General features: G+C 71.4%; 23 protein-coding genes. 12 read left to right on the top strand and 11 right to left on the bottom strand.

The genetic code is table 11. The features are described 5' to 3' along the window. The first annotated feature begins 33 nt into the window (after positions 1-33). From Apa02nite_RS45310 to Apa02nite_RS45295, 4 genes are all read left to right on the top strand, one after another. The gene (locus tag Apa02nite_RS45310) at positions 34-576 is read left to right on the top strand and encodes a DUF3558 family protein (RefSeq protein ID WP_203830656.1); all 543 of its coding nucleotides are present in this window, start codon (positions 34-36) and stop codon (positions 574-576) included. Positions 577-620: 44 nt separating this feature from the next. Further along, positions 621-2,486 carry a Na+/H+ antiporter NhaA gene (gene nhaA, locus Apa02nite_RS45305; protein ID WP_203830655.1) on the top strand — a complete coding sequence of 622 codons (1,866 nt, stop codon included), beginning with the start codon at positions 621-623 and terminating at the stop codon, positions 2,484-2,486. 32 nt (positions 2,487-2,518) lie between these two features. Then, positions 2,519-3,298 carry a PrsW family intramembrane metalloprotease gene (locus Apa02nite_RS45300; RefSeq protein WP_203830654.1) on the top strand — a complete coding sequence of 260 codons (780 nt, stop codon included), beginning with the start codon at positions 2,519-2,521 and terminating at the stop codon, positions 3,296-3,298. A 377-nt stretch (positions 3,299-3,675) separates the two neighbouring features. Next, positions 3,676-4,452, top strand: a complete 777-nt coding sequence (locus Apa02nite_RS45295) for an NPP1 family protein (RefSeq protein WP_067684818.1) — start codon at positions 3,676-3,678, stop codon at positions 4,450-4,452. Positions 4,453-4,615: 163 nt separating this feature from the next. Here Apa02nite_RS45295 and Apa02nite_RS45290 read toward each other — a convergent pair whose 3' ends face one another. Next, positions 4,616-6,286 (bottom strand): CocE/NonD family hydrolase, encoded by a 1,671-nt coding sequence (locus Apa02nite_RS45290; RefSeq protein WP_203830653.1) that lies wholly within the window; start codon positions 6,284-6,286, stop codon positions 4,616-4,618. Beyond that, complete coding sequence (locus Apa02nite_RS45285; RefSeq protein ID WP_203830652.1) at positions 6,283-6,741, bottom strand: MarR family winged helix-turn-helix transcriptional regulator; 459 nt, start codon at positions 6,739-6,741, stop codon at positions 6,283-6,285. Before Apa02nite_RS45285 ends, Apa02nite_RS45290 begins: the two co-directional genes overlap by 4 nt. Positions 6,742-6,881: 140 nt before the next feature. On the opposite strand from Apa02nite_RS45285, the gene Apa02nite_RS45280 reads away from it, so the two are divergent. After that, positions 6,882-8,702 carry a sigma-70 family RNA polymerase sigma factor gene (locus tag Apa02nite_RS45280; protein WP_203830651.1) on the top strand — a complete coding sequence of 607 codons (1,821 nt, stop codon included), beginning with the start codon at positions 6,882-6,884 and terminating at the stop codon, positions 8,700-8,702. Between the two features lie 95 nt (positions 8,703-8,797). Next, complete coding sequence (locus Apa02nite_RS45275; protein ID WP_239165021.1) at positions 8,798-10,315, top strand: glycoside hydrolase family 5 protein; 1,518 nt, start codon at positions 8,798-8,800, stop codon at positions 10,313-10,315. Between the two features lie 86 nt (positions 10,316-10,401). Here Apa02nite_RS45275 and Apa02nite_RS45270 read toward each other — a convergent pair whose 3' ends face one another. Together Apa02nite_RS45270 and Apa02nite_RS45265 are read right to left on the bottom strand one after the other, a co-directional pair. After that, the gene (locus Apa02nite_RS45270) at positions 10,402-11,334 is read right to left on the bottom strand and encodes a hypothetical protein (protein ID WP_203830650.1); all 933 of its coding nucleotides are present in this window, start codon (positions 11,332-11,334) and stop codon (positions 10,402-10,404) included. Beyond that, the gene (locus tag Apa02nite_RS45265) at positions 11,331-11,855 is read right to left on the bottom strand and encodes a SigE family RNA polymerase sigma factor (protein WP_203830649.1); all 525 of its coding nucleotides are present in this window, start codon (positions 11,853-11,855) and stop codon (positions 11,331-11,333) included. Before Apa02nite_RS45265 ends, Apa02nite_RS45270 begins: the two co-directional genes overlap by 4 nt. A 152-nt stretch (positions 11,856-12,007) precedes the next feature. Here Apa02nite_RS45265 and Apa02nite_RS45260 point away from each other — a divergent pair, with 152 nt between their 5' ends. From Apa02nite_RS45260 to Apa02nite_RS52155, 3 genes are all read left to right on the top strand, one after another. After that, complete coding sequence (locus Apa02nite_RS45260) at positions 12,008-12,208, top strand: hypothetical protein (RefSeq protein ID WP_203830648.1); 201 nt, start codon at positions 12,008-12,010, stop codon at positions 12,206-12,208. A 96-nt stretch (positions 12,209-12,304) separates the two neighbouring features. Next, positions 12,305-13,381: a glycoside hydrolase family 113 protein gene (locus Apa02nite_RS45255; RefSeq protein ID WP_203830647.1), complete on the top strand. Its 1,077-nt coding sequence runs from the start codon at positions 12,305-12,307 to the stop codon at positions 13,379-13,381. After that, the gene (locus Apa02nite_RS52155; protein WP_203830646.1) at positions 13,378-13,710 is read left to right on the top strand and encodes a cold-shock protein; all 333 of its coding nucleotides are present in this window, start codon (positions 13,378-13,380) and stop codon (positions 13,708-13,710) included. Before Apa02nite_RS45255 ends, Apa02nite_RS52155 begins: the two co-directional genes overlap by 4 nt. A 139-nt stretch (positions 13,711-13,849) precedes the next feature. Here Apa02nite_RS52155 and Apa02nite_RS45245 read toward each other — a convergent pair whose 3' ends face one another. The 7 genes from Apa02nite_RS45245 to Apa02nite_RS45215 form a co-directional block, all read right to left on the bottom strand. Then, entirely contained in the window at positions 13,850-14,611 is a 762-nt protein-coding gene (locus tag Apa02nite_RS45245; RefSeq protein WP_203830645.1) for an ABC transporter ATP-binding protein, read from the bottom strand. After that, positions 14,604-15,425: an ATP-binding cassette domain-containing protein gene (locus tag Apa02nite_RS45240; RefSeq protein ID WP_203830644.1), complete on the bottom strand. Its 822-nt coding sequence runs from the start codon at positions 15,423-15,425 to the stop codon at positions 14,604-14,606. Before Apa02nite_RS45240 ends, Apa02nite_RS45245 begins: the two co-directional genes overlap by 8 nt. Beyond that, the gene (locus Apa02nite_RS45235) at positions 15,422-16,240 is read right to left on the bottom strand and encodes an ABC transporter permease (RefSeq protein WP_203830643.1); all 819 of its coding nucleotides are present in this window, start codon (positions 16,238-16,240) and stop codon (positions 15,422-15,424) included. The genes Apa02nite_RS45240 and Apa02nite_RS45235 overlap by 4 nt, the downstream gene beginning before the upstream one ends. Continuing rightward, positions 16,237-17,193: an ABC transporter permease gene (locus Apa02nite_RS45230; RefSeq protein WP_203830642.1), complete on the bottom strand. Its 957-nt coding sequence runs from the start codon at positions 17,191-17,193 to the stop codon at positions 16,237-16,239. The genes Apa02nite_RS45235 and Apa02nite_RS45230 overlap by 4 nt, the downstream gene beginning before the upstream one ends. Then, on the bottom strand, positions 17,193-18,686 hold the full coding sequence (locus Apa02nite_RS45225) for an ABC transporter substrate-binding protein (RefSeq protein ID WP_203830641.1): 1,494 nt from the start codon (positions 18,684-18,686) through the stop codon (positions 17,193-17,195). Before Apa02nite_RS45225 ends, Apa02nite_RS45230 begins: the two co-directional genes overlap by 1 nt. Before the next feature lie 2 nt (positions 18,687-18,688). Continuing rightward, entirely contained in the window at positions 18,689-19,363 is a 675-nt protein-coding gene (locus tag Apa02nite_RS45220) for a DUF1684 domain-containing protein (RefSeq protein WP_203830640.1), read from the bottom strand. A 314-nt stretch (positions 19,364-19,677) separates the two neighbouring features. Continuing rightward, positions 19,678-20,907 (bottom strand): MFS transporter, encoded by a 1,230-nt coding sequence (locus Apa02nite_RS45215; protein WP_203830639.1) that lies wholly within the window; start codon positions 20,905-20,907, stop codon positions 19,678-19,680. Between the two features lie 81 nt (positions 20,908-20,988). Between Apa02nite_RS45215 and Apa02nite_RS45210 the strand changes: the two genes are divergently transcribed. The 3 genes from Apa02nite_RS45210 to Apa02nite_RS45200 all read left to right on the top strand — a co-directional run bounded on the left by Apa02nite_RS45210 (position 20,989) and on the right by Apa02nite_RS45200 (position 24,016). Beyond that, positions 20,989-21,942 carry an ArsR/SmtB family transcription factor gene (locus Apa02nite_RS45210; protein WP_203830638.1) on the top strand — a complete coding sequence of 318 codons (954 nt, stop codon included), beginning with the start codon at positions 20,989-20,991 and terminating at the stop codon, positions 21,940-21,942. 99 nt (positions 21,943-22,041) lie between these two features. Then, positions 22,042-22,650: a redoxin domain-containing protein gene (locus Apa02nite_RS45205; RefSeq protein ID WP_203830637.1), complete on the top strand. Its 609-nt coding sequence runs from the start codon at positions 22,042-22,044 to the stop codon at positions 22,648-22,650. A 139-nt stretch (positions 22,651-22,789) separates the two neighbouring features. Further along, positions 22,790-24,016 (top strand): M20 metallopeptidase family protein, encoded by a 1,227-nt coding sequence (locus Apa02nite_RS45200; protein WP_203830636.1) that lies wholly within the window; start codon positions 22,790-22,792, stop codon positions 24,014-24,016. Positions 24,017-24,102: the final 86 nt, after the last annotated feature.

Here is a 24,102-nt window from a genome sequence, read left to right as displayed (position 1 = left end):
CGCGTCCTCGGCGGGTCCTGCAATGATCGCTGTGTGAGATCACCTCGTCACGGCATTCTGGTCGGCATCGCCGTCCTTGCACTGCTCGGCTCGGCCGCGGCCTGCTCGAGCGACAACACCGACACCGCATCGGGCGGCACCGCCGCCGGTGGGACCACGGCCGGCTCCACGAAGACCAAGACCAAGGACAAGCCCGCCGTCGACGCCTGCACGCTGCTCGAGAAGGACGAGGTCGAGGGGATCATCGGCGCCAACGACGGCGGCAAGCCCGGTGGCGGCGTCGGCGAGAGCACCTGCACGTGGGAGAACGAGGACAACTACCACTCGATCACGGTGGCCATCGGCAACAAGGACACCGCCGCCGGCGGCACGCTGCCGCCGTCCGAGGACCTGGCCGGTCCCGTCGAGGAGGGACCGGACGGCATCCAGTTCACCAGCGACAACACCGGCTCCTTCGTGATCGCCGAGCGGGCCTGCTACGTCCAGGTCGTCACCGACCCGAGCAGCAAGAAGGACCGCACCAAGGCGGCCCGGCTGGTCAAGCTGATCCGCGCCCGAACGGACGGAAAGCTCTGACCTGGTGATCGACTTTGACCGCGGGTGGTGCTTGGGTGTAGCGCGTGAGCACCACCGAACGGCACCGCCGACCCGCCAGCCCGCTGCGATCGTTCCTGGCCACTGAGGCGGGCAGTGCCGGTGTGCTGCTCGCCGCGATCGTCGCCGCGCTGATCTGGGCGAACGTCGCCGACGGCTCCTACGAGCAGTTCTGGGCCACCGAGCTGTCGATCCGGCTCGGTGACATGAGCGTCGACCTGACCCTGCGCGAGTGGGTCAACAGCGGCCTGATGACGTTCTTCTTCCTGGTCGTCGGGTTGGAGGCGCGCCGCGAGTTCGACCTGGGCGACCTGCGTGACCGCCGCCGGTTCGTGCTGCCCGCCGCGGCCGGCATCGCCGGGATGATCGTGCCGGTCGGCATCTTCCTGGCGGTCAACCACGGCGGGCCGGGCACGGCCGGCTGGGGTGTGGCGATGTCCACCGACACCGCGCTGGCGCTCGGGCTGCTCGCGCTGGTCGGCCGGCGGGTGCCGGACCAGGCACGGCTGTTCCTGGTCACCGTGTCGGTGGTGGACGACCTGTTCGCGCTGCTGGTGATCGCGGTGGCCTACACCGAACACGTCCGGGCGATGCCGCTGATCCTGGCCGGTGTGCTGTTCGCCGGCGCGTTCCTGCTGGTCCGGCTGAAGGTGCGGTCCGGGTACGCGTACCTGCCGGTCGGGATCGCGATCTGGTTCGCCATGCTGGCCAGTGGCGTGGATCCGGTGGTGGCCGGGCTGGCGCTCGGGCTGATCGCGCCCGCGTACACCCCGGTCCGCAACGCGCTCGAGCAGGCGAGTGATCTGTTCCGGTCGTTCCGGGAGCAGCCGACAGTGGAGTTCGCCCGCTCGGCCCGGGTCAGCCTGGTGCAGACGCTGTCACCCAACGACCGGCTGCAGCGCACCTATCAGGGGTGGACCAGCTATCTCATCGTGCCGTTGTTCGGGCTGGCCAACGCGGGCATCGCGATCGACGGCCACTTCCTCACCCGAGCGCTGGTCTCGCCGGTCACGATCGGCGTCTTCCTCGCGTACACCTTGGGAAAACCGATCGCGGTGACCGGAGTATCGGTCCTGGTCACCTGGTTGAGCCGAGGCCGCGTGCGGCCGATGGCGGGGTGGTCGTCGGTGCTCGGGACCGGGACCATCGCCGGGATCGGGTTCACCGTGTCGTTCCTGATCGCGAACCTGGCCTTCGAGGGCGACGCGCTCGCCGAGGCGAAACTGGGCGTGCTGCTCGCCGCGGCCGCCGCCTCCGTGCTGACCTGGGCGGTGTTCCGGGTGACGTTCCTGCTGCCGCCGGGCCGGCGCGCCGTGCTGCTCCTCGGTGACGCGGAGCAGCTGACGGATCTGCTGCCGGACGTCGACGACGAGCGCGACCACGTCCGCGGGCCGGCCGAGGCGACGGTCACCGTGGTGGAGTACGGCGACTATCAATGTCCGTACTGTGGCCTCGCCGAGCCCGCGGTCCGCGAGCTGCTCGCCGACGCTGACCTGCGCTACGTCTGGCGCAACCTGCCGCTGACCGACGTGCATCCGCAGGCCCAGCTGGCCGCGCAGGCCGCCGAGGCGGCCGCGGCGCAGGGGTCCTTCTGGGCGATGCACGACCTGTTGCTGGCCCATCAGGACCGATTGAAAATCATGGACCTGCTTTCGTACGCCGAGCAGCTCGGCCTGGACCGTGACCGCTTCCACCAGGACATGACCGCCACCGGCACCCTCACCCGGATCAGCGCGGACGTGGAGTCGGCGGATCTGAGCGGGGTGTCGGGCACACCGACGTTCTTCATCAACGGCCGCCGCCACTACGGCGCCTACGACGCACAGACGTTGCGCCAGGCGGTCAAGGAGGCCCGGGTGCGCGCAAAGATCGCCGCCCGTCACCAGGCTTGAGCGTTCACGCGCTGGCCACCCATAATCGAACGATGGCGAGCAGGTGGTGGCGGCGGTGGGCCTGGCTGGCGGTGCTGGTGGTCGGGGTCGTGCTCTACGTGCTGGTGCTCGCCACCCTGATCGCCACCCAGAACATCAACTTCGTGCCGTCGATGATCCTGCTCGGGGCGGTCATCATCCCCGCCACGTTCCTGACGTTCGCGCAGGGCCGGTCCGGGCGGTGGCAGGTGCCCGGCACCACGATCGGGCTGACCGCGTTCCTCGGCGGGGTGATCGGCGTGGTCGCGGCCGGCTGGCTGGAGTACGACACGCTGCGGCGCCTCGGCACCGTCCCGATGGTGCTGGTCGGGCTGATCGAGGAGAGCGCCAAACTGCTCGTCCCGATCGTGGTCCTGGTCGTCTTCCGGCGCCGGCTCAGCCCCAGCGACGGCCTGGTCATCGGGGTGGCCAGCGGCATGGGTTTCGCCGCGCTGGAGACGATGGGCTACGCGTTCACCGCCCTGATCTCGTCGAACGGCAACATCGGCGACGTCGAGCAGACCCTTTTCGTACGAGCACTGACCTCCCCGGCCGCGCACCCGGCGTGGACCGGGCTGACCGCCGGCGCTCTGTTCGCGCTCGCCGCCGCACCCGGCGCCCGGGCACTGCTCGTCTTCGCCGGCACCTTCGTCGGCGCGGTCACCCTGCACGCGCTCTGGGACTCGATCGGCAGCGGGGTCGCCTACGTCGTGCTGAGCGTCGTCAGCCTCACCTGGCTGATGATCGTCCTGCGCCGCTATCGCACGTTCAACGCCGCGCACCCCGTCACCTGACTAGAGAGACACCGCCTGCACGGCGGCGTGCTCGGTCACCTCGACGGGACCGGACGTGCCGGGTGCTCCCGTCGCGGTGCAGCATCCGGGCGTACTGGTTCTGCCAGCCACCGGTGGCCAGCGCGGCCTCGGCGGCGGCGACTCGCAGCGGGAACAGGGGCAGACCGCCATCATCGGCCGCCGGCGGAAAGCCTGAGGACACCGCAGGACAACCCCCAGATCAACAACTTTTCGGTACGCGGGGAAAGCCGCCCGCGGAAGCCCCGGCACCGAACCAGTTCCGGAACCGGAAGCTATTGACCGTTCTCTATCGTGCCGGTGAGGATCACTCGGAGCCGCCAGCCCCATGGCGTGACGACACGAAGGGTCGACGATTCATGCGTCGCAACCGCTCCCTCGCCCGGATCGGGGCCGCGTCCGGCCTCGCCGTGCTCCTGCTCGCCGTATCGGCCGCACCGGCCTTCGCCGACCCGCCCCACAACCTCCCGCAGAACGCGGGCGGCTGGGAGCAGTCGTTCTCCCCCGCGTACGACTACGACACCGACGGCTGTTACGCCACCGCCGCGATCAGCCCGGACGGCACGCTCGCGCCCGGGCTGAAGACCACCGGCGCGGTCAACGGCAGCTGCCGTGACCAGTCCGATCTGGACAACTCACAGACCTACGCCCGCTCGAAGTGCAACAACGGCTGGTGCGCGATCGTCTACGCCAGCTACTTCGAGAAGGACCAGGCGGTCGCCGGCAGCGGTCTCGGCGGCCACCGGCACGACTGGGAACACGTCATCTCCTGGGTCAGCCAGTCGTCCAACCAGGTCGAGTACGTCACCACCACGCAGCACAGCTCCCAGGTGACCTACACCCGGGCGCAGGTGCGTTTCGACGGCAGCCACCCGAAGACCGTCTACCACAAGGACGGCCTGTCCACGCACTTCTTCCGGCTGGCCAACAGCAACGACGAGCCGCCGGAGAACCACTACCACAACTGGCGCTACCCCCCGCTGGTCGACTGGAACGGCTACCCCAGCCTGGAACTGCGCGACAAGCTGATGGCCGCCGATTTCGGCTCGGCCACCATCAAGATCAAGGACGGCTCGTTCGAGTACCTGCTCAACGTCTCGAAGCCGGCCGGCATCACCTTCGACCCCTACGCCTGACCCACCAGCACCCTCCGCACGACCGACGCGCGGCGCGCCTGCCCCCAGGCCGCCGCGCGTCTCACGTCCCCGGCTGGTTCGCAGGGGTGTCTCGCGTACCGCGAGGCACCCCTGCGAACCAGCCACTGCCTGGAGGCGCGCTTGTGGTCCGGGCCGGCGCCGGTCAGGCGGGCCAGAGCGGCAGGGCGAGGGCGGAGGGGCGGAACTCGGCGTGCGAGATCTGCTGCTCGGCGCGGTGCAGGGTCGCCGCCTCCGCGGCCGGCTCGCCCGAGCCGGGGTTGCGGGCATACCGCGGGTGGGCGCCCGAGCTGACCTGCACGCTGATCCGGTGCCCGGCGGCGAACCGGTGGAACGCCGGCCACAGCGGCACGGTCACCTCCCGGAAGCCGTCCTCGTCGGGTTCCGGGTCGGTGGCGCTCGCCGCGACACCCCCGATCCGGCGGATGCCGTCGCAGACGGTCATCGAGCGGCCGTCCGGGTGCACGTCGCAGATCCGGACGAAGACGTCCGCGCTCGGCTGCGACGACCGGAACCGGATCCGGGCCACCGGCTCGCCGGCGATCGTGACCGGCGCGGGCAGCGGGTCGCCGCGGAACACCGCCACGTCGGCCCGGGTCTCGTGCGCGACATTGTCGACCGGCCCGGAGTTCGGCAGCAGGCTGGGGCCGCCGACGGCCGGTGTCGGGTCGGCCGGGTCGTACACATAGGTGGTCACGCCCCCGGCCGGTGGCTCCGGGGCGAGCCGGCCGCTCTCGTGCAGGTTCCACTGCTGGGCCGTGACACCCGGTGGCGGCCAGGACGGCAGGTCGTGCCACCGGTCGGCGCCGGTCAGGTATGCCCGGACCAGCGCGGACCGCTCGCCCGGCGCCCCGGCGAACTGCTCCTTGAGGAACGCCACCGCCTCGCCGACGGCCGGCCCGCCCATGCCCCGGGACGTGTGCCCCCACGGCCCGACGGTGAGCCGCGGCGGCCGCCCGGCCGCGGTGAGCTGGGCGTGGTTGCGCAGCTGCCAGGGCAGGAAGATGTCGTACCAGCCGGTGATCATGTAGATCGGGGCGGTGACGGCGGGGACCACGGCGGTGTGTGACTGCTGGGTCCAGTACTCGTCGGTGAGCCGCTCGTGGCCGACCCAGTCCTGGTACCAGTGCACGGCCCGGCCGGTCGCCGCGGTGTCGCCGGCGCTGAGCGGGAGCGCGCCGAAGGCCCGGCCCAGCTTGGGGTCGGGGCGCACCATGGCCAGGCCGAGCGGGATCATGTCCCGGCGGATCATCCGGTCCATCATCTGCGTCCAGCCGAGCGCGTTGCGCAGCGCGAACGCGCCGTTGTCCCAGGTGATCGCGCCGAAGTCGGGCATCGTCACCAGCAGGCAGAGCGCGTCCGGCGCCAGCTCAGGGTCCGCGGACACCGCCCACTGGGTGTAACCCATGTAGCTGGGCCCGAACGTGGCGACCGCGCCGGTGAACCACGGCTGCCGGCGCACCCAGCGGTGGGTGGCCAGGCCGTCGCGCTGCTCGTCGACCTGCGGGGTGAAGACCCCTCCGGAGCCCCAGGTGCCCCGGCAGCTCTGGAACAGCACCGGAAAACCCTCCCGGGCCAGGGCACGCGCTTCACCCGCGACCGGACCACTGCGACCGTACGGCCCACGGATCACGATCGTCGGCAACCGTGGATCGGTATCGCCGATCGGAGTGATCAGGTCGGCGAGCAGCTCGACGCCGTCGTCCATCGGGACGCGCAGGTCCTTCCGGACGGTGATGTCGCAGGGGCCGGGGGTCAGGCCGGGCAGCATCCGTGCCTGCACCCAGCGGCCGAACCGCTGTCGCACCGTGCTCATGGGACCTCCTCGGGACGGGTGAGCGCCTCGCGCAGGCGTTCCAGCGCGGGCAGCGCGGCGGCGAGCGCGGACCGGTCCGCCGCGGACAGGGTGGCCGCGGCGCCGCCGAGCAGCGTCCCGCTCGCCAGGTCGAAACGGTCGAACAGGTCGAGGGCCTTCGCGGTGGCGAGCACCTCGACGTGACGGCGGTTGCCGGGGCGCGGACGGCGCTCGACGAGCCCGTTCGCCTCCATCGTGGTAAGCAGGTTGCTGACCGTGGGGCGGCTCATCCCGAGGCGTCCGGCCAGCTCACCGGGCCCGGCAACGGTCCCCCGGGGCAACGCCCGGATGATCTCGATCTGCGGGTCCGGTATCTCCGGCAGGCGCTCGGCGGCCCGCGCGGCGGCGAGCAGTGTCCGGCGCAGCGGCGAGATCACCGCCGCCAGCCGGGCCGCATCGAGATCGGTCCCTGCCATCCACACAGTTTTGTGACAAACATGTTGCCCGTCAAGGGTGCTCCGCGGCCCATGGTCATAATCTTCGAGGTTTCTGATATCCGGCCGCCGGTCGGCGCCCTCCCCCTGGTGTGACCGAGAATTTCGAGGAGAGGCCCGGCATGGCGGACGTGGCAGCGGCCCGCGCGGGCGACCAGCGGGCCCTGGACGACCTGGTGGCCGAGTACCTGCCGCTGATCTACAACATCGTCGGGCGGGCGCTGGCCTCACCGGCCGACGTCGACGACGTGGTCCAGGACGTCATGCTGGAGATGGTCCGCGACCTGCGCACCCTGCGCGACCCGGCGGCGCTGCGCTCCTGGCTGGTGGCGATCGCCATGCGCCACGTGCGGCGCCACTGGCGGCAGCGCCGAGCCGCGCCACCGCGGGCGGCCGTCGCGGACGCCGAGCTGACCGCCGATCCGGGGGCGGACTTCGCCGACCTGACCGTCTCCGCGTTGCACCTGACCGGCCAGCGCCGGGAGGTGGCGCAGGCCACCCGCTGGCTGGACGCCGACGACCGGGAGCTGCTGTCGCTGTGGTGGCTGGAAGCGGCCGGGCAGCTCAGCCGGGCCGAGCTGGCCGCCGCGCTACAGCTCAGCGGCGCGCAGGCGGCGGTGCGGGTGCAGCGGATGAAGGCACAGCTCGACACGGCTCGGATCGTGGTCCGGGCGATGCGGGCCACGCCGCCGTGCCCGATCCTGGGCGCGGTGACGCGCGAGTGGGACGGCCGCCCGGACGGCCTGTGGCGCAAACGGATCGCCCGGCACGTCCGCGAGTGCCAGGTCTGCGACCGGGTCCTGGCCGACGTGATCCCGGCCGAACGGCTGCTGGCCGGCCTGCCGCTGGTCCTCCCGGCGCCCGGGCACGCCGCTGTCGCGGTCCCCCGGGCCACCCGCCACCGGTGGTTATCCGGCAAGGCGGTGACCGTGCCCGCCGCGGCGCTGGTGCTGGTCGCGGCGCTGGCCGCGGTCGTGCTGAACCGCTCGCCGGAGCCGGCACCGGTCACCGAGTCGCAGGCCCAGCCGGTCAGCCCGGCCGCGGCCTCCACCGCACCGGCCTCGGTCGCACCGTCCGCCCCGGCATCGCCGTCCCGCCCGGCGCCGAGCACCACGCCGTCGAAGAAGCCCGCGCCACCGGCCGCGGCCGACGCGACGTTCCCGGTCCGGGCCGCGTTCTACTACCCGTGGTACGGCGAGAACTTCACCGAGGTGGGCAGCCACTTCCACCCCTCGGCGGGCCGGTACTCGGTCGACGACCCGGCCACCGTCGACCGCCAGATCAAGGACATGCGGTACGCGGGCCTGCAAGCCGGCATCTCCTCGTGGTGGGGCCGCGGCAAACGGGAGGACAAGCGGCTCCCGCTGCTGCTGGAACGCGGCGCGAAGCTGGACTTCAGCTGGTCGGTCTACTACGAGCCGGAGGGCTACGGCGACCCGACCCCCGCACAGATCCGTTCCGACCTGGCGTATCTCGGCAGGTACACGTCGAGCCCGGCGTTCCTGCACGTCGACGGCAAGCCGGTGATCTTCGTCTGGGCCGGTGACGGCGACTCCCGCTGTGCCGTGGCCGACCGCTGGCGCCAGGCGAGCCAGACGTTCTACGTGGTGCTCAAGGTGTTCGGCGGCTACACCGACTGCCGGCACCAGCCGGACAGCTGGCACCAGTACGGCGTGGGCGTCGACGTGCAGAAGGGCTATTCCGCCATCGCCGGCCCCGGCTTCTGGCTCTACAGCGCCGCCACTCCCACGCTGGACCGCGATCCGGCGCGCTTCCGCAAGCAGGTCACCGAGGTGGCCGCGTCGGGCGAGCCGTGGCAGCTGATCATCAGTTACAACGAGTGGGGCGAGGGCACCGCGATCGAGTCGGCCACCGAGTGGAAGAGCGCGAGCGGTCACGGCGTGTACGCCGACATCCTGCACGACGTATTCAACGGCGGGTGACCGAAAAAGATCAAAGAACGGTTGATCCGCTGATGGGAGCGCTCCCGTATTGCTGTCCGTAACGAAGCTCGAACGGCAGAAGGTGCGGGATACCAATGTACAGATCACGGTTGCAGAAAGCCCGCACCCGGGTCCGCCGGTGGCAGGTCGTGGCGGTGGCCGGTGTCGCCGTGGTCGCGGCGGGAGTCGGGATCGGCGTCGCCTCGGCCGGCCAGGCGGTGCCGACGGTGAACTGCCCGCAGGTGAAGGTCACCGTCGCGGTACCCGCCCAGCAGCGTGCCGACGTGCAGCGCAACCTGCAGCTGCTCAACACACAGATCACCGAGGCGAACAACCGGCTGCGCAGCACCGTCGGGCAGGGCGGCAAGAACTTCATCCAGAACGCGATCCTCGGGCCGCTGCGGGACAAGCGGGTCGCCACCATCGACCGGATCGAGATCGCGATCGGGCGGAACGCGGCGCGGCCCAACCTGAACGCCGCCAAGGTGGCCACCTGCACGCTGAACACCAGCGGCGGCGCCTCGGCACAGCAGCCCACCGCGATGCCGACCGCCACCAGGACGGTGGCGCCGACCGTCAAACCGACCACCCCGGCGACGAAGGCGCCGACCACCGCGCCGGCCACCAAGGCGCCGACCGTCGCTCCCCCGGCCGCCACCGCCACGGCCGTGCCGACCGGGACACCGGTCGCGGTCAACGGCCAGCTCAGCGTGTGCGGGACGAAGCTGTGCAACAAGAACGGCACCGCGATCCAGCTGCGCGGCATGAGCAGCCACGGCCTGCAGTTCTTCCCGAACTGCGTTAACGCCGGCTCCCTCGACGCGATCCGCAACGACTGGAACGCCGACTTCATCCGGCTTTCGATGTACGTCCAGGAGGGCGGCCTGGCCAGCGACCCGGCCGGGTTCACCGCCAAGGTCAACGGGCTGGTGGACACCGCCACCAAGCTCGGCCTCTACGTGATCGTCGACTTCCACATCCTCACGCCCGGTGACCCCAACTTCAACCTGGCCCTGGCCAAGACGTTCTTCGCCGACGTGACCGCCAAGCACGCGGGCAACAACAACGTCATCTACGAGGTCGCCAACGAGCCGAACGGGGTCAGCTGGGACGCCATCAAGTCCTACGCCGACCAGGTCATCCCGGTGATCCGCAAGAACGCGCCGAACAGCGTGGTGCTCGTCGGCACCCGCGGCTTCTCGTCGCTGGGCCTGACCGACGGCGCGACCGAGCAGGAGATCATCGACGACCCGGTGACCTTCAAGAACGTGATGTACACGTTCCACTTCTACGCCGCGTCGCACGGCGCGGACCGGCGGGCCGCGGTGGCCCGGGCGGCGAAGAGCCTGCCGCTGTTCGTCAGCGAGTTCGGCACCCAGACGTTCACCGGTGACGGCGGCAACGACTTCACCAGCACCACCGCCTGGCTCGACCTGCTGAAGAGCCTGAAGATCAGCTACGCGATGTGGAGCCTGTCGGACGGGCGGGAGACCAACTCCGCGTTCAAGCAGGGCACCTGCGCCGGCACCACGTTCAAGGGCACCGGCGTGCTGACCGAATCCGGCCGCTACATCCGCAGCCGGATCCTGACCGGCGTCGGTTCCCCCAACTGACGCCGACCGCCCGGCTGCTTCTCCCCCCAAGGAGCAGCCGGGCACCGGCTCTTTTTCGTACGAAAAATCGCCCTTGAAAACCGCGGTCAGTTCCCGATCGGAACCGGTCTGTCGACCTGGACCGCGGTGCCGTAGTCGGCGAACGTGATCACGGTCCGCCAGCTCAGCGGCTGACGGTCGGCCACGGACGGATTCGCACCCGTCGTCGTGGTCTCCTGGACGATCCTGGCCAGCAGCTGCGAGTCCACCCCCACCTCGACAACGCCGGTGACCTGGTGCGCGGCGGTCGAGGCGTCAGCGGCCACCGGATAGCTGAACGTGTACGTGTCGACCGCCGCACTCCCGCTGCCCGACCGCCCCGCCGGAGTGGTGCTGCCGAGAGTCCGCAACGTCTCCAGCAGCACTCGCGGATCCACCGTCAGGTCATTGACCAGCGACGACGTCGCCGGCGTCGCGGTGCCGAGCACGGCGGCCAGATCCGATCGCTTGACCTGTCGTTTCCAGACATTGGTGTCCGGGCGCCCCAGGAACACGTCGTCGCCGATGATCCGCACCTCGATCGGGACCGGGGTGCCCACCGCCTTGCCGCGGACCATGGTCGGCCCGATCCGCAGGTATCCCCGGTCGGCGCCCGCGTCGAACGCCCCCTGATACTCCGAGCTCTCGGTGTACCCCTTGAGCCGGCCGGTCTCGTAGGAGCGCGTGACGGTGATCCCCAGCCCGAAGCTGGACCGCGTCGTGGCCTGCACGGCCGCGGCCAGTTGCAGCGCCGGGGCCGACGCTCCGGACGCGACCGGCCGGTCACCGGCCCGCGGCGGCTGCCCGGTACCGCCGAGCACCAGAACCCCGCTCACCACCGCCGCCACGCTGAGCACCCCGCCCGCGGTCACCGCCCGGCGCACGTTCGTCCGCCGATGATGACGGGACGCGGCGGCCCCCAGGACGTCCGTGTCGAGGCGGACGCCGGCCGCGTACTCGTGGAACTCGTCGGTGAGCCGCTGCTGCAGTCGTTCCGTCATCTGCTCTGCTCCGTTTCGGTCAGAAGTTCGTCGAGCGCCCACACGCCGGCGGTCAGCTCACGCAGGCGGGCCAGCCCTCGTGAGGCCGAGGACTTGACCGTCCCCGCCGAGCACCCCAGCGCCGCCGCGATCTCGGCCTCGCTGAGCTCCTCCCAGTACCGCAGCACCAGCACCACCCGTTGCCGCGGTGGCAACGCCGCCAGGGCCTGGAGGAGCACCTCCCGCAGATGCAAGTCCTCGGTACCGTCCGGGTGACTGCCCGGATCGACGTCCATCAGCACTTCCGGCTGACGGCGGCGGACCCGCCACCGGTCCACCGCCAGGTGGTACAACATCCGGCGCAGGTAGCCCTCCGGATCACCGCGCACCCGGTGCCACTTGCGCATGAGCCGCTCCAGCGCAGCCTGCAGCAGGTCCTCGCCCGCGACCCGGCTGCCGGTCAGAAACACCGCGGTGGCCAGCAACGCGCTGCCGCGTTCCGCGACGAACACGTCGAGACCGTCGAAGTTCTTCGCCCGCACTCGCTCTCCTTCCGTCAATCCAAGTACGCCCGGGGACGTGCGTGGGTTGTCAGCGAGTGCCCGCGAATTTCGGCGAGTCCGAGCGGGCTCGCACAGCAGGGTTATCGTCGGATGATCCGGACCGCATCCCGAATGATCGGAGCACGCAGCTAATGGAACCTCATGAGCATCCCGCGCAGCCGGCCGACGCCAAGCCGGCCGAAGGCCTGGAGAACTGGCTGCAGGACCTCCGCACCGACGTGGCGGCGGACCCGTTCGCCTGGGCCGACACCGCCGAGGAGACACCTCCCTCCCCGACCGTTCCCGATCAGATCCACAGCGGTGGCGGCGGGCGGCACCGCGCCGCCGACTGAGGAGCAGGCCCAGGCCGACGTGGCCTATACCTTGGTCGGTCCGGCCTGAACCATCGGCCGTCGCCGGGGTGCCGGGCCGCGCACCAGGCTGGGCGCATGACCTTCACCCGAGCACAGTTTCTCGGCCTGGCCGCGGCGGCGAGCGGCGCGGTGCTGCTGCCGGCGTCGGCGGCGGCCACGTCACGGCGCGGCCTGGCCCTGCGAGGCGTCGTCTACGAGGTCGGTGAGACCTGGAGCGTCCACCGCATGCGCCGCGACATCCGGGCCATCCGGCACGACCTGCACGCCGATTCCGTCAAGGTCACCGGCTCCGGTGTCGGGAAACTCACCGCCACCGCGGCCGAGGCCGTGGAGCGCGGCCTGCACGTCTGGCTGGAGCCGACGCTCGGCGACCGGCCCGAGGCGGAGATCCTCGACCACCTCGCGGAGACCGGCCGGTTCGCCGAACGCCTGCGCCGCCAGGGCGCCGGCGTGCACCTGAGCGTCGGATGCGAGTTCCTGCTGTTCGTTCCGGGCATCGTCCCCGGTGACACGATCCTGGAGCGGATCGAGAACCTGCAGAACGGCAACGTCGACCCGGTAGAGATGATCGCGCGGCTGCGCCGCTTCACCGCGCGGGCCGCCGGCGTGGGCCGGTCGGTCTTCCGGGGAAGGCTGACCTACGCGGCCGCCGAGGACGAGGACGTCGACTGGGAGCTCTTCGACATCGTCGGGCTCGACTACTACGGATACTTCCCGAGCCAGGCCGGCTATCTGCGCGACCTCAGGCGCCACATCCGTCCCGGCAAGCCCTTGGCCATCATGGAGTTCGGGACCTGCACGTTCGAGGGTGCGCCGGAGCGGGGCGGGATGGGGTGGGACGTCGTCGACTACACCAAGGAACCGCCCGAGATCATCGGCGATCTGCAGCGCAGCGAGCGGACGCAGGCCCGCTATCTGGCGAGCGCGCTCGCGGCCTTCGAGGCGCTGAACCTGTACTCGGCGCTGGCGTTCACCTTCGTCACCCCGGAGTCCGAGCACCGCCCCGAGCCCCGCTACGACCTCGACATGGCCAGCTACGCCCTGGTCAAGCCGATCCGGGACCGTCCCGGCGACCCGGCGTCGGACTGGCACTGGGAACCGAAGGAATCGTTCCACACGCTGGCCCGGGCGTACCGCAGGATGAACCCATGACGAGCATGGGTGTGGTGCGCAGCTTCGACCCGGACGAGGGCTGGGGCGTGATCGACGGCCCTGACGTGCCGGGCGGCTGCTGGGTGCACTTCTCCGCCATCGCGGTGGAGGGATTCCGCGAGTTGACGCCCGGCCAGCAGGTCTCCTTCCACGCGGAGCAGGGCGATCAGGACGGGTTCGGCTACCGGGCGCTGAAGGCCTGGCCGGGCGTCGGCGCCGAACCACCGGACCAGGTCGCCACCCCGCACAGCCCGGCCGCCTACCAGAGCACGCTCACGCTGACCTTCGACCCACCCGGCGACGACCACCCGGTTCAGACGCGCCACTGAGCGGCGCGCGGCAGCTCGGCTGGTGCTCAGGGGTGCCTCAAGGGCGTTGAGGCACCACTGAGCACCAGCCGGACACCCGCGCCGCGCCCGAGGCCCGCGGTACGGCGCGGCCGGGGACGGTGGACAGGATGGCGGCGGGTCAGCGCGGTTGCGCAGCTTCCGGGAGGCGGGGCACACCGGCGAGCAAGGCTTTCGTGTACGGATGAGCCGGCGCCCGCAGCACCTCCCGCGTCGCCCCCTGCTCCACGATCCGCCCCCGCTGCAGCACCGCCGTGTGCTCGCACAGCTCCGCCACCACCCCGAGATCGTGGGAGATCAGCAGGATGGTCAGGTCCCGTTCGGCGCACAGCGACGCCAGCAGGTCCACGATCCGCACCCGGGTGGTCAGGTCCAGCGCGCTGACCGGCTCGTCGGCCAGCAGCAGCCGCGGGTGACACACGATCGCCCGCGCGATGGCGATCCGCTGCCGCTGCCCGCCGGAGAACTCGTGCGGATACCGCCGCCCGGCGTCCTCGGGCAGCCCCACCGCCGTCAGCGCCTCGGCCACCCGCACCGGGTCCGCGCCCAGGCCCAGCCCCCGCAGCGGTTCCGCGACGATCCGCGCGATCCGCTGCCGGGGGTCCAGCGACGAGTACGGGTCCTGGAACACCGCCTGCACCGCCCGCCGATACCCGGGCAGCCGGTCGCGGGTCAGCGGCTCCCCCGCGTGCCGGATCACGCCGCTGGTCGGCCGGGTCAGGCCGAGCAGCAGCCGCAACAGGGTGGTCTTGCCCGCCCCCGACTCCCCGACCAGTGCGACGTTCCGGCCCGCGTGCACCGCGAGGGAGACGTCGGTCAGGGCCGCGGGACCTTTTCCGTACGCGTAGCCGACCTGGTCGGCCTCGATGATCGGTTCAGTCACGGGTGAGTCCCTCCAGGGCGGCGTCGAAGCGGCGGGCCGCGGCGACGAGCGTGCGGGTGTACTCGTGAACCGGCGCGGTGATCAGCTCGGCGATCGGCCCCGACTCGACGATCCGGCCGGAGCGCAGCACGTGGGTGTGCCGGGCGACCCGGGCGGCCACCGGCAGGTCGTGCGTGATGAACAGCAGCGCGCTGCCGTGCGCGGCGACCAGGCTGTCCAGCAGGTCGAGGATCTCGGCCTGGACGGTGACGTCGAGCGCGGTGGTCGGCTCGTCGGCGATCAGCAGCCGGGGCCGGCAGGCCAGCGCCATCGCGATCGCCACCCGCTGGCGCTGCCCGCCGGAGAGCTGGTGCGGATAGGAGCCGGCGATCCGATCGGTGTCGGTCAGCCGCACCTCGTCCAGGGCCGCGCCCACCGCCGCGCGCAGCGCGCTGCCGCGCAGACCACGGAACCGGCGCAGCGGCACGGCGATCTGCCGGCCCGCGGTCATCAGCGGGTCGAGAGCGGTCAGCGGCTCCTGGAAGACCGTGCTCACGATCTTTCCGCGGACGCCGGTGCGGGCCTTCTCCGACGCCGAGATCATGTCGACAGGCGCCGCGATGATGTCGACGCCGTCGATCAGGGCCGTGCCGGTGGCGGTGATGCCGGGCGGGAGCAGGCCGGCGACGGCGAGCGCGGTCAGCGACTTGCCCGACCCGGACTCGCCGATCAACCCGATCCGCTCACCGGCCTCGACGGTGAACGAGACGTCCTCCACCAGCACCGTCCCGGCTTGGTCACGCACGGTGAGTCCGGAAACCACGAGCAGGGTCATCGGCTCCTCCTGCGGGTCGGATCGGTCAGGTCGCGCAGCCCGTCGGCGCTCAGGTTCACCCCGACCACCAGCACCACCAGGGCCAGCCCCGGCGCGAGCGCGGCGACCGGCGCGGTCAGCACGGTGGCCTGCGCCTCGAAGAGCATCCGGCCCCACGACGCGTTCGGCGGCGGTGTGCCCAGGCCCAGATAGGACAGGCTCGCCTCGGCCAGCACCGCGAGCCCGGCCTGCAGCGCCAGGTTCACCAGCACCACCGGCCCGATGTTGGGCAGCACGTGGCCGAGCACGATCCGCGGCCAGGAGATGCCGGCGATCCGGGCCGCGGTGATGTAGTCGCGGGTCAGCACCTGCTTGACCAGCACCCGGGTCAGCCGGGCCACGATCGCGGCCATCGCCAGCCCGATCGCCAGGATCGCGGTGCCCAGCGACGCACCCGCGCCGGCCACGATCAGCATGGCCAGCAGCAGGGTCGGGAACGCGATCAGGATGTCCAGCGTCACCGCGGCGACGTCGTCGCGCCAGCGGGTGGCGAACCCGGCCAGCAGCCCCGCGCCGACCCCGAGCACCCCGCCGACGGCCACCGCACCGAGCGCGGTGCCGAGCGCGATCCGCCCGCCGATCAGCAGCTGGGTGAACAGGTCCCGGCCGAGCTTGTCGGTGCCGAGCAGGTGGTCGCCCCCGGGCGCGGTCAGCCGCCCACCCGAGGTGTCATCAGGAGCAAAGGGCAACCATAGGTACGACATGAGCACCGCCCCGACGACCAGCCCCACGAGCGCGAGCCCGATCGCCAGGTGGACCGAACGACGGCGGCTCACGACGCGCTCCGCAGCCGCAGACGCGGGTCGACGAGGCGCTGGGCGACGTCGCCGAGGAACCCGACGACCAGCACGGTGGCCGTGCTGACCAGCATCACGCCCTGGATCACCGGGTAGTCGTGCTGGCTGATCCCGCGAACCAGGAGGCTGCCCAGGCCGGGCAGGGCGAACACGCTCTCCACCACGACCGCGCCCAGGAACGTGGTGGCCAGTTCCATGGCCAGGACCGCGATCACCGGCACCGCGGCGTTGCGCAGCCCGTGCCGCCACATCGCCTCCCGGGCGCCCGCGCCGAGCGCCCGCGCGGTGCGCAGATAGTCCGCGCCGAGCACGTCGAGGGTGGCTGCTCGTACGTACCGAATCATCGAAGCGGCCATGACCAGAGCGACAGTGAGACACGGCAGGATCAGTGACTGAAGGGCGAGGCCGGGATCGGCCCAGCCGTCCGGCGGAAAACCGCCGGCCGGAAGAACGTGGAGGTTGAGCGCGAAGCCCGCGATCAGCAGCAGACCGAGCCAGAAGGCCGGGACCGCGATGCCGAGCTGCGCGACCGCGTTGATCACCGGGCCGTACCAGCGGTCGGCGCGGGCCGCGGCCAGCACCCCGACCGGGACCGCGACCAGCACCGCGAGCACAAAAGCGGTAAGGGTCAGCGGCACCGTGACCGGCAGCCGCGCGGTGATCTCCGGGCCGACCGGCAGCGTGCTGATCAGCGACTTGCCCAGGTCGAGGCGGGCGATGCCGGCCAGCCAGCTGAGGAACTGCGACGGCAGCGACGCGTCGGTGCCCAGCTCACGGCGGGCCGCGTCGATCTGGTCCGGGGTGGCGCCGACCGGCAGCAGGGCGTTCGCCGGGTCGCCGGGCAGCAGGCGCAGCAGCGCGAACAACGCCACCGCGGCGAGGAACAGCGACCCCAGAAGGATCGCTGTCCGCCGCACGAGGTAGTGACTCATCAGCTCTTGGTGATGCCGTACGCGAAGAACTGGGCGTTGAGGCCGTTGACCGGGTAACCGGTGAGCTTCGCGGAAGCCACCACGATCTGCGGGTAGAGGTAGAGCCAGTCGCTGGCCGCCTCCGTCGCGATGGTCTTGTTGGCCTGCTTGAGCAGCGCGGTCTGCTCGTCGGTGGTCTTCGCCTGCTCGGCCGCGGTGATCTGCTCGGTGACCTGCTTGTTGCTGTAGCCCCAGTAGAAGTCCGGGTTGCCGTACCAGACCACGTCGCGGTCGTTGACGTGCTCCTGCAGCGTCGCCACGAAGTCACGCTTCTGGTAGACCTTCGTGTACCACTCGTCGGCCGTGATGGTGTTGATGGTCACGGTGATGCCGACCTTGGCCAGCTCCGACTTGATGAACGTGGCCGCGGTGGGGTGCGGGTCGTAACTCGGGGTGTCCAGCGTGAAGGTGAACCCGTTCGGGAAGCCGGCCGTGGCGAGCAGCTGCTTGGCACTGTCCACGTTGTAGGCGTTGACCGAGGTCAGGTCCTCGTACCAGGGGTCGCTGGGCGGGACCATCGAGCCGATCGGAGTGCCGTACTCGCCCCAGATCGAGGTGAGCAGCTTCGTGTCGTCGATGGCCTGGCTGACTGCCTGACGCACCTGCACGTTGTCGAACGGCGCGACCTTGTCGTTGAACGCCAGCAAAAGCTTCGTCGTGCCCTTGCCATTGGACACTTGGTACGCCGAGTTGCCGCTGAACTGGGCGAGCGCGTCCGGGCTCTGCTCGCTGGTGACCACGTCGACCGCGTTGGTCAGCAGCGCGTTGTTCAGCGCGGTCGCGTCGGTGAAGTAGTGGAAGACCACACCGGCGTTCGCCGCCTTGGTGCCCCAGTAGCCGTCGAAGCGGGTCAGGCTCAGCGTCGAGCCGCGCTTCCAGTCGCCGAGCTGGTAGGGGCCGGTGCCGTCGGCCTTCGTGGTGCGGTCGGTCGCCGCGGAGTTGACGATCCAGACGTAGCTCAGGTTGTAGACGAACGAGATCGACCGGCTGGACAGCGTGACCACCACGGTGGCGTCGTCCGGCGTGGCGATCGACTTGATCACCGCGAGGTTGCTCTTGCGGGCCGACTTGGAGTTCTCCGCGGTCACGGCCTCGATGCTGGCCTTGACGTCGGCCGAGGTCAGCGCCTTGCCGGACTGGAACTTCACGCCCGGCTGCAGGGTGAACGTGTAGGTCAGGCCGTCGTCGCTGACCTTCTGGTCCTTGGCCAGCAGCGGCTCGACGGCACCGGTGTCGGTGAGCTTGAACAGGCCCTCGTAGACGTTGCCGTTCAGCGCCTCGGTGACGCCCTGCCCGCCGCCGGCGGTGTTGTCCAGGTTCTGCGGCTCGTAGACCGAGCCGATCTGGATGATCGCGTCGGCCTTCGGTGTGGTGCTCTCGCTCTTGCTGTCACCGCAGGCGGCCAGCACGCCGGCCAGGCTCAGTGCGGTGACGACGGCAAGTATCTTACGCACGACTATTTCTCCAGTTTGTTACGGAATACGGGAAGCTTCTCGCCCGCTTCGACCGGCACGGCAAGGCGGTTCTGCGGCGGCGGGAGCGGACAGTTGTAGTGCTCCGAGAACCCGCACGGCGGCACGAAGGCCCGGTTGAAGTCCAGGACGACCCGATCGGTTCCGGTCGTCCGTTCGACGAACAAAAACCGACCTGATCCGTACGTGCTGGAGCGGTTCGTCGGGTCGCCGAAGACGAGCAGCAGAGTGCCGTCATCGTCGAACGCGCTCAGCGTGTAGTCCCGGCCGTCGAGCGTGAGGTGCAGGTCACCGGGCACCGGCAGGTCACGGGTGAAACCGGCGTCCTGGGCGTGCTCGAACGCCACCTTCCGGTCCTCGGCCACGTCGGTGTAGCGCGCCTCGAGGACCCAGGCCGGGTCGTACGGATGAGTGTCGATCCGGTCGAAGTCCCGGATCGCCGGCGACGCCGCGTCCCAGAGCCGGACGCCGTGCTCGACGGCCTTGGTCAACGGGTTCAGCCGGCGCAGCCGGGTGGCGGTGACGGTCGCGGGCTGTCCGGCGAGCGCGGCGTCCGGGTCGTCGGCGCCCCAGCGCGTCTCGATCAGAGCGAGGTTGCCGGTGGGCGCGGTGACTGCGGCCCGGCGGCCCTCCTGCCAGGCGACATGCTCCTGAGACATCGGCCGACCCTCCAGAGTTGATCTTGTTGGCAACGCGGCCAACCCTACAACTCCAGTAGGTTTTAAAGCATCGTCACGGTGATCACACCGGTAGTGACCCACCAGGCATTCGGTGACGTCACGGCGCCTCAGGCACCGCCGTTGATCGCGCCGGTGCGCAGCGCCCCTTCGGTGACCTTCCACGTGGTCAGCAGCGCGTCGTAGGTGCCGTCGTCGATCAACGAGTACAGCGCGACCTGGATCGCCGCGGTCAGCCCTCGCCGTCAGCGTGGGGACTTACGGCGCGCTCCGCACCCAAACTCCCCACGCAAGCATCACAACACGTCAGCGTGGGGACTTACGGCGCGCTCCGCACCCAAACTCCCCACGCGAGCACCGCCAGGCTGGGGGCGATGCCGGCGGCCGCGGGTCAGCCAGACCGCGCTCGTCAGCGTCAGCACCGCCATGACGGCGATCGCGTCGCTCACCCGCAGCTGCTGCGCGATCGTTCCGGCCAGCGACGCGCCCACCGCCTGCATGGTGAACATCCCGGCCGAGTGCAGCCCGAGCGCCTGACCGCGCAGCTCCTCGGGTGTCGCATCCACGATCCGCTGCTGGAGGATCAGTCCACCGGCGAAACCCGCCGACGCCGCAGCGATCGCGACCGCTGCGGCCGGCAGGGTCAGCGGCAGCGCAAAGACCAGATACGGTACGCCCAGCAGCAGTTGCAGCGGCATCAGCAGCCGCGCCCGCCACCGCGCCGGCACCCACCGCCCGACCGTCGCGTCGCCGGCCAGCATGCCCGCCGCACCCGCGATGAACAGCACACTCGCGCCCGCCGGACGGTACGGAACGAACAGCGCCTCGTTGCCCACCGCCAGCCCACCCGGAATCCACGCCGCGAGGTAGAGGTAGCGCCGCTCCGGCGACCGCAGCAGCTCGACGTTGACCCGCCACGTCGCGGCGACCGACGCCCGCCCGGTGGCCCGCGGCGGCCGGGCGCTCAACCCGAACCCGGCGATCAGCGCCGCCGTCAGCGACACCCCGGCCGCCGCCAGCAACGCGTCACCCGCACCGACCAGCGCGATCAGCGCACCACCGGCCGCGAAGCCGGCGATCTGCGTCGCGCCGACGGCCATGTTGAACACCGACCGTCCAGTCAGGTAGTCGCGCTCCGGCAGGATCTCACCGAGCAGGCCCCACCGCACCCCGCCGTGCACCGAGCCGATCAGTCCACTCACGCCGATCACCACGAACATCGCGGCGAGCGGGATGCCGGGCACGGCCAGCACCGCCGATCCGAGCGCGGTCAGCAGGTGGATGACGACCAGCGCGCCCCGGGGCGGCACCCGGTCGGCCGCCGACAACAGCGTCATGGCGCCCACGACCTGCGCGAAGTGCGAGCCGAACAGGCTCAGCGCGGCCAGCAGCGGTGAGGCGGTGGCGTGGTAGACGACGACGGCGAGGGCGAGCCCGCGCAGGGTTCCGGCGGCCACGTTCGCCGAGGTGGCGACGAACAGCGGCGTGAATTGCGGCGTGGCGAAACAGTCCCGGTAGGTTGGCACGAGCGCGAGTCTGCGACCGCCCGGCGGGGCGGCCACAGCTTTTCGTGTCCACACGAAGGATCACGTCCGCCGGGGGTACGGATGGGAGTCTGGATCGTCGGCGCCGACGTGCTGGCGGCCGGCCGGTTCGCCGTCTCACCGCTGACCGAGACGGTCGCCGCGATGAAGGCGTTCGCCGGCAAGGGCACCCACCCCGCGCAGCGCGCCTGGCTCGACGCGTGGGCGCCGGTCTACCGGCAGCGGCTGCGCGACGACCCGTTCGCCGCCGCGCTGGCCGAGGCCACGTTGCGCCCGCGCTGGGTCGCCGACTTCCTGGTCACCCCGCCGGTCGACGCGGACGGCACGTTCGACGGCGACCTGGCCCGGCTGCGGGCCACCACACCGGACGACGCCCGCGCCCAGCTGCGCGCCGAGGGTGTGCCGGTGCCGGACATCCTCGGCGGCCCGGACCTGATCGACCGTACGGCCGACGTGCTCACCTGGGTGTGGGACCTGGCGTTGCGCCCGGACTGGCCGCACCGGCGCCGGCTGCTGCAGGCGGACATCGTGGCCCGCTCCCACCAGCTCGCGACCGGCGGCTGGGCGGCCGCGCTGCTCGGCATGCGACCGGACATGCACTGGGCCGGCGACGGGCGACTGCAGGTCAACGCGTACGACCACCCGCCGGTGGACCTGACCGGGGCCCAGCTGTCGTTCGTGCCGACGCTGTCCCGGGACGGCTGGATCTGCCTGGACGCCCCGCACCGCTACGTCGTGGTCTACCCGTGCGCGGGCTTCCTCGCCGACCCCGCCGTGGTGGTCGCGCCGGCGGCGCTGAGCCGGTTGCTCGGCCCGGTACGGGCGCTGGTCCTCGCGCACCTGAACACGTCGAAGACACCGACCCAGCTGTGCGCGGTCACCGGGTACGGCCTCGGCACCGTCGGCGGTCACCTGCGGGTGCTGCTCGACTCCGGCCTGGTCCAGCGCCGGCGGACCGGCCGCGCGGTCCTCTACTACCGCACGCCGCGTGGCGAGGACCTCGTCACCGAGGGCTGATCGATGACAAAACGGTCACACTGTTAAACTACTATCCCTACTTGCAATGTAGGTATTGTGGGACGAGTGGACGCACCCCCGTCGAAGTGGAGCAACACGATGACGACCTCTGTCCGTAACCCGGGCGACGTCACCCGCGGCACCGCCCGGCCGATCCGGCAGAGCGCCGAGGACCGCACGTTCCGGCGCCAGTTCGAGAGCTCGGCGATCTGGAACCGGATGGTCGCCGTCGGCGACCGGCTGCCCGACGTGCCCCTGCTCGAAGTGGACCTCGGCCCGGTGCACCTGAACCGGATGCGGCAGACCGGCCCGGTCGTGCTCGTCTTCGTCCGGCACGCCGGCTCCACCGCGTGCGACGACCTGCTGCGGTCCTACCGGGACTCGCTCGCGCCGTCGCTGCTGGAGCTGGGCGCGCACCTGGTCGCGGTCAGCCCGCAGGCGCCCGATCGCCTCGAAGCCGTCAAGCGCCGCCACGACCTCGACTTCTTCGTCACCTCCGATCCACGGCACGTCCTGATCGACGCGTTCAACATCGGTTTCAGCAGCCCGGACGCCAAGCGGGTGCTCGGCACGGGCCGCTCGGTCCTGCCTTTCGCCGCGGTCGTCGTCGCCGACCGCTCCGGCCTGATCAGACTGGCCGACGTGCACGCCGACTGGTCCACCGGCACGGCGCCGGACCGGATTCTCGACGCCGTCCACGGAGCCTAACCAGCCTCGCCGGGGCCGGGCAGTAACGCTGGCACTACGTTTTTCCGGGACCTGGCACTACTGCGTCGCCCCGGGCGGAAAAGCCATCCTCACCCCAGTCGGTTCGCCGGACGGCGGCCGGCACACGGGGAGGAAGACGATGTCGAACCTGGGAAATCGCGCCATCAGCCGGCGGATCGTGCTGGGCGGGATCGGCGGCGCGGCCGGGGCGCTGCTCGTCCCGGCCACGGGCGCCCGTTCCACCATCAGCGAGACCCGGCACCTGATCGAGCTGCGCCGGGAGATCCACCGCCACCCCGAGGTGTCCGGCCAGGAGGTGCGGACGTCCGCCCTGGTCGCGGAGCAGCTGCGCGCGGCCGGGCTGGACGTCACCACCGGTGTCGGCGGCCACGGCGTGGTCGGTGTCCTCACCGGAGGCCGCCCCGGCCGGACGGTCGCCTACCGCGCCGACATGGACGCGGTGCCGCCGGACGAGCAGATCGAGGGCGGTTCCGAGGCGGCCCACGTGTGCGGGCACGACCTGCACACCACGATCGGGGTGGGCGTCGCGCTGACCCTGGCCCGGCGGCGCGACGGGCTGGCCGGCACGCTGGTCTTCGTCTTCCAGCCCGGTGAGGAGTCCCTCGCCGGCGCCGGTGCGATGCTCGACGACGGCGTGTTCGACCGGGTCCGCCCCGAGGAGATCCACGCGCTGCACTGCGGGCCGTTCCCGGTGGGGACGTTCGCCACCACGGCCGGGTTCGGCCTGCCCGGTCAGGACCACGGCGCGGTCACGCTGACCGGCCCGGACGCCGCCGCGGCGGCGACCGCGCTCGCCGCCGCCATCACCGCGCTCGGCACGGTCGGCCGCCCGGCCACCTCCGGCGACCTCGAACACCTGGTCGCCGAGCTGCTGCGGCCGGGCACGGCGCTGTCCCGGTTCGTCTTCATGCAGGCCCAGCCGACCGGCGCCGGCGTGCGCTTCTCCTACCGCTGCTGGCCGCAGGACCGGCACGCCGAGGTGCGCGAGGCCGTGCGGCGACTGGCTCTGTCGTACGGTGCGGCCGCGGTCACGTTCCCGGCCGACCCGTTCCCGGCGATGGTCACCCCGCAGCGCGAGGGCCGGGCGCTCCACCGCTACCTGCGGCGCACCGTCGGCGAAACCAGGACCCTGCCGACGTACGCCGCGATCCCGTACAGCGGCGAGGACTTCGCGCTGTTCCTGAACCGGATGCCCGGCACGTTCACGTATCTCGGCGTCCGCCGCCCCGGCTCCGACATCAAGACCAGCTACCCGCACTTCGGCGCGTTCGACCCGGACGAGCGCGCCATCGGCCACGGCGTCCGAGTGATGTCCAGCTGGCTGACCCACCGCACCCACCCCTGACCCCGGCGCGCCCGGGTCCCTCGGCGGCCGCACGCGACACCGCTGCCACTCCCGACCGCGGCGCGCCTCCGGTTCCCGGCTGGTGC

The sequence above is a fragment of the Actinoplanes palleronii genome (assembly GCF_016862315.1).
Classification (GTDB): Bacteria; Actinomycetota; Actinomycetes; order Mycobacteriales; family Micromonosporaceae; genus Actinoplanes; species Actinoplanes palleronii.
This window is presented reverse-complemented; position numbering and strand designations above follow the sequence as displayed.

What these genes read in the sequence shown, in the direction of transcription:
- Apa02nite_RS45270 (WP_203830650.1), bottom strand. Translation starts at nt 11,334, where the DNA reads ATGACGGAACGACTGCAGCAGCGGCTCACCGACGAGTTCCACGAGTAC.
- Apa02nite_RS45220 (WP_203830640.1), bottom strand. Translation starts at nt 19,363, where the DNA reads ATGTCTCAGGAGCATGTCGCCTGGCAGGAGGGCCGCCGGGCCGCAGTC.
- Apa02nite_RS45255 (WP_203830647.1), top strand. Translation starts at nt 12,305, where the DNA reads ATGACCTTCACCCGAGCACAGTTTCTCGGCCTGGCCGCGGCGGCGAGC.
- Apa02nite_RS45260 (WP_203830648.1), top strand. Translation starts at nt 12,008, where the DNA reads ATGGAACCTCATGAGCATCCCGCGCAGCCGGCCGACGCCAAGCCGGCC.
- Apa02nite_RS45280 (WP_203830651.1), top strand. Translation starts at nt 6,882, where the DNA reads ATGGCGGACGTGGCAGCGGCCCGCGCGGGCGACCAGCGGGCCCTGGAC.
- Apa02nite_RS45295 (WP_067684818.1), top strand. Translation starts at nt 3,676, where the DNA reads ATGCGTCGCAACCGCTCCCTCGCCCGGATCGGGGCCGCGTCCGGCCTC.
- Apa02nite_RS52155 (WP_203830646.1), top strand. Translation starts at nt 13,378, where the DNA reads ATGACGAGCATGGGTGTGGTGCGCAGCTTCGACCCGGACGAGGGCTGG.
- Apa02nite_RS45290 (WP_203830653.1), bottom strand. Translation starts at nt 6,286, where the DNA reads ATGAGCACGGTGCGACAGCGGTTCGGCCGCTGGGTGCAGGCACGGATG.
- Apa02nite_RS45200 (WP_203830636.1), top strand. Translation starts at nt 22,790, where the DNA reads ATGTCGAACCTGGGAAATCGCGCCATCAGCCGGCGGATCGTGCTGGGC.
- Apa02nite_RS45230 (WP_203830642.1), bottom strand. Translation starts at nt 17,193, where the DNA reads ATGAGTCACTACCTCGTGCGGCGGACAGCGATCCTTCTGGGGTCGCTG.
- Apa02nite_RS45210 (WP_203830638.1), top strand. Translation starts at nt 20,989, where the DNA reads ATGGGAGTCTGGATCGTCGGCGCCGACGTGCTGGCGGCCGGCCGGTTC.
- Apa02nite_RS45300 (WP_203830654.1), top strand. Translation starts at nt 2,519, where the DNA reads ATGGCGAGCAGGTGGTGGCGGCGGTGGGCCTGGCTGGCGGTGCTGGTG.
- Apa02nite_RS45240 (WP_203830644.1), bottom strand. Translation starts at nt 15,425, where the DNA reads ATGACCCTGCTCGTGGTTTCCGGACTCACCGTGCGTGACCAAGCCGGG.
- Apa02nite_RS45205 (WP_203830637.1), top strand. Translation starts at nt 22,042, where the DNA reads ATGACGACCTCTGTCCGTAACCCGGGCGACGTCACCCGCGGCACCGCC.
- Apa02nite_RS45275 (WP_239165021.1), top strand. Translation starts at nt 8,798, where the DNA reads ATGTACAGATCACGGTTGCAGAAAGCCCGCACCCGGGTCCGCCGGTGG.
- Apa02nite_RS45285 (WP_203830652.1), bottom strand. Translation starts at nt 6,741, where the DNA reads ATGGCAGGGACCGATCTCGATGCGGCCCGGCTGGCGGCGGTGATCTCG.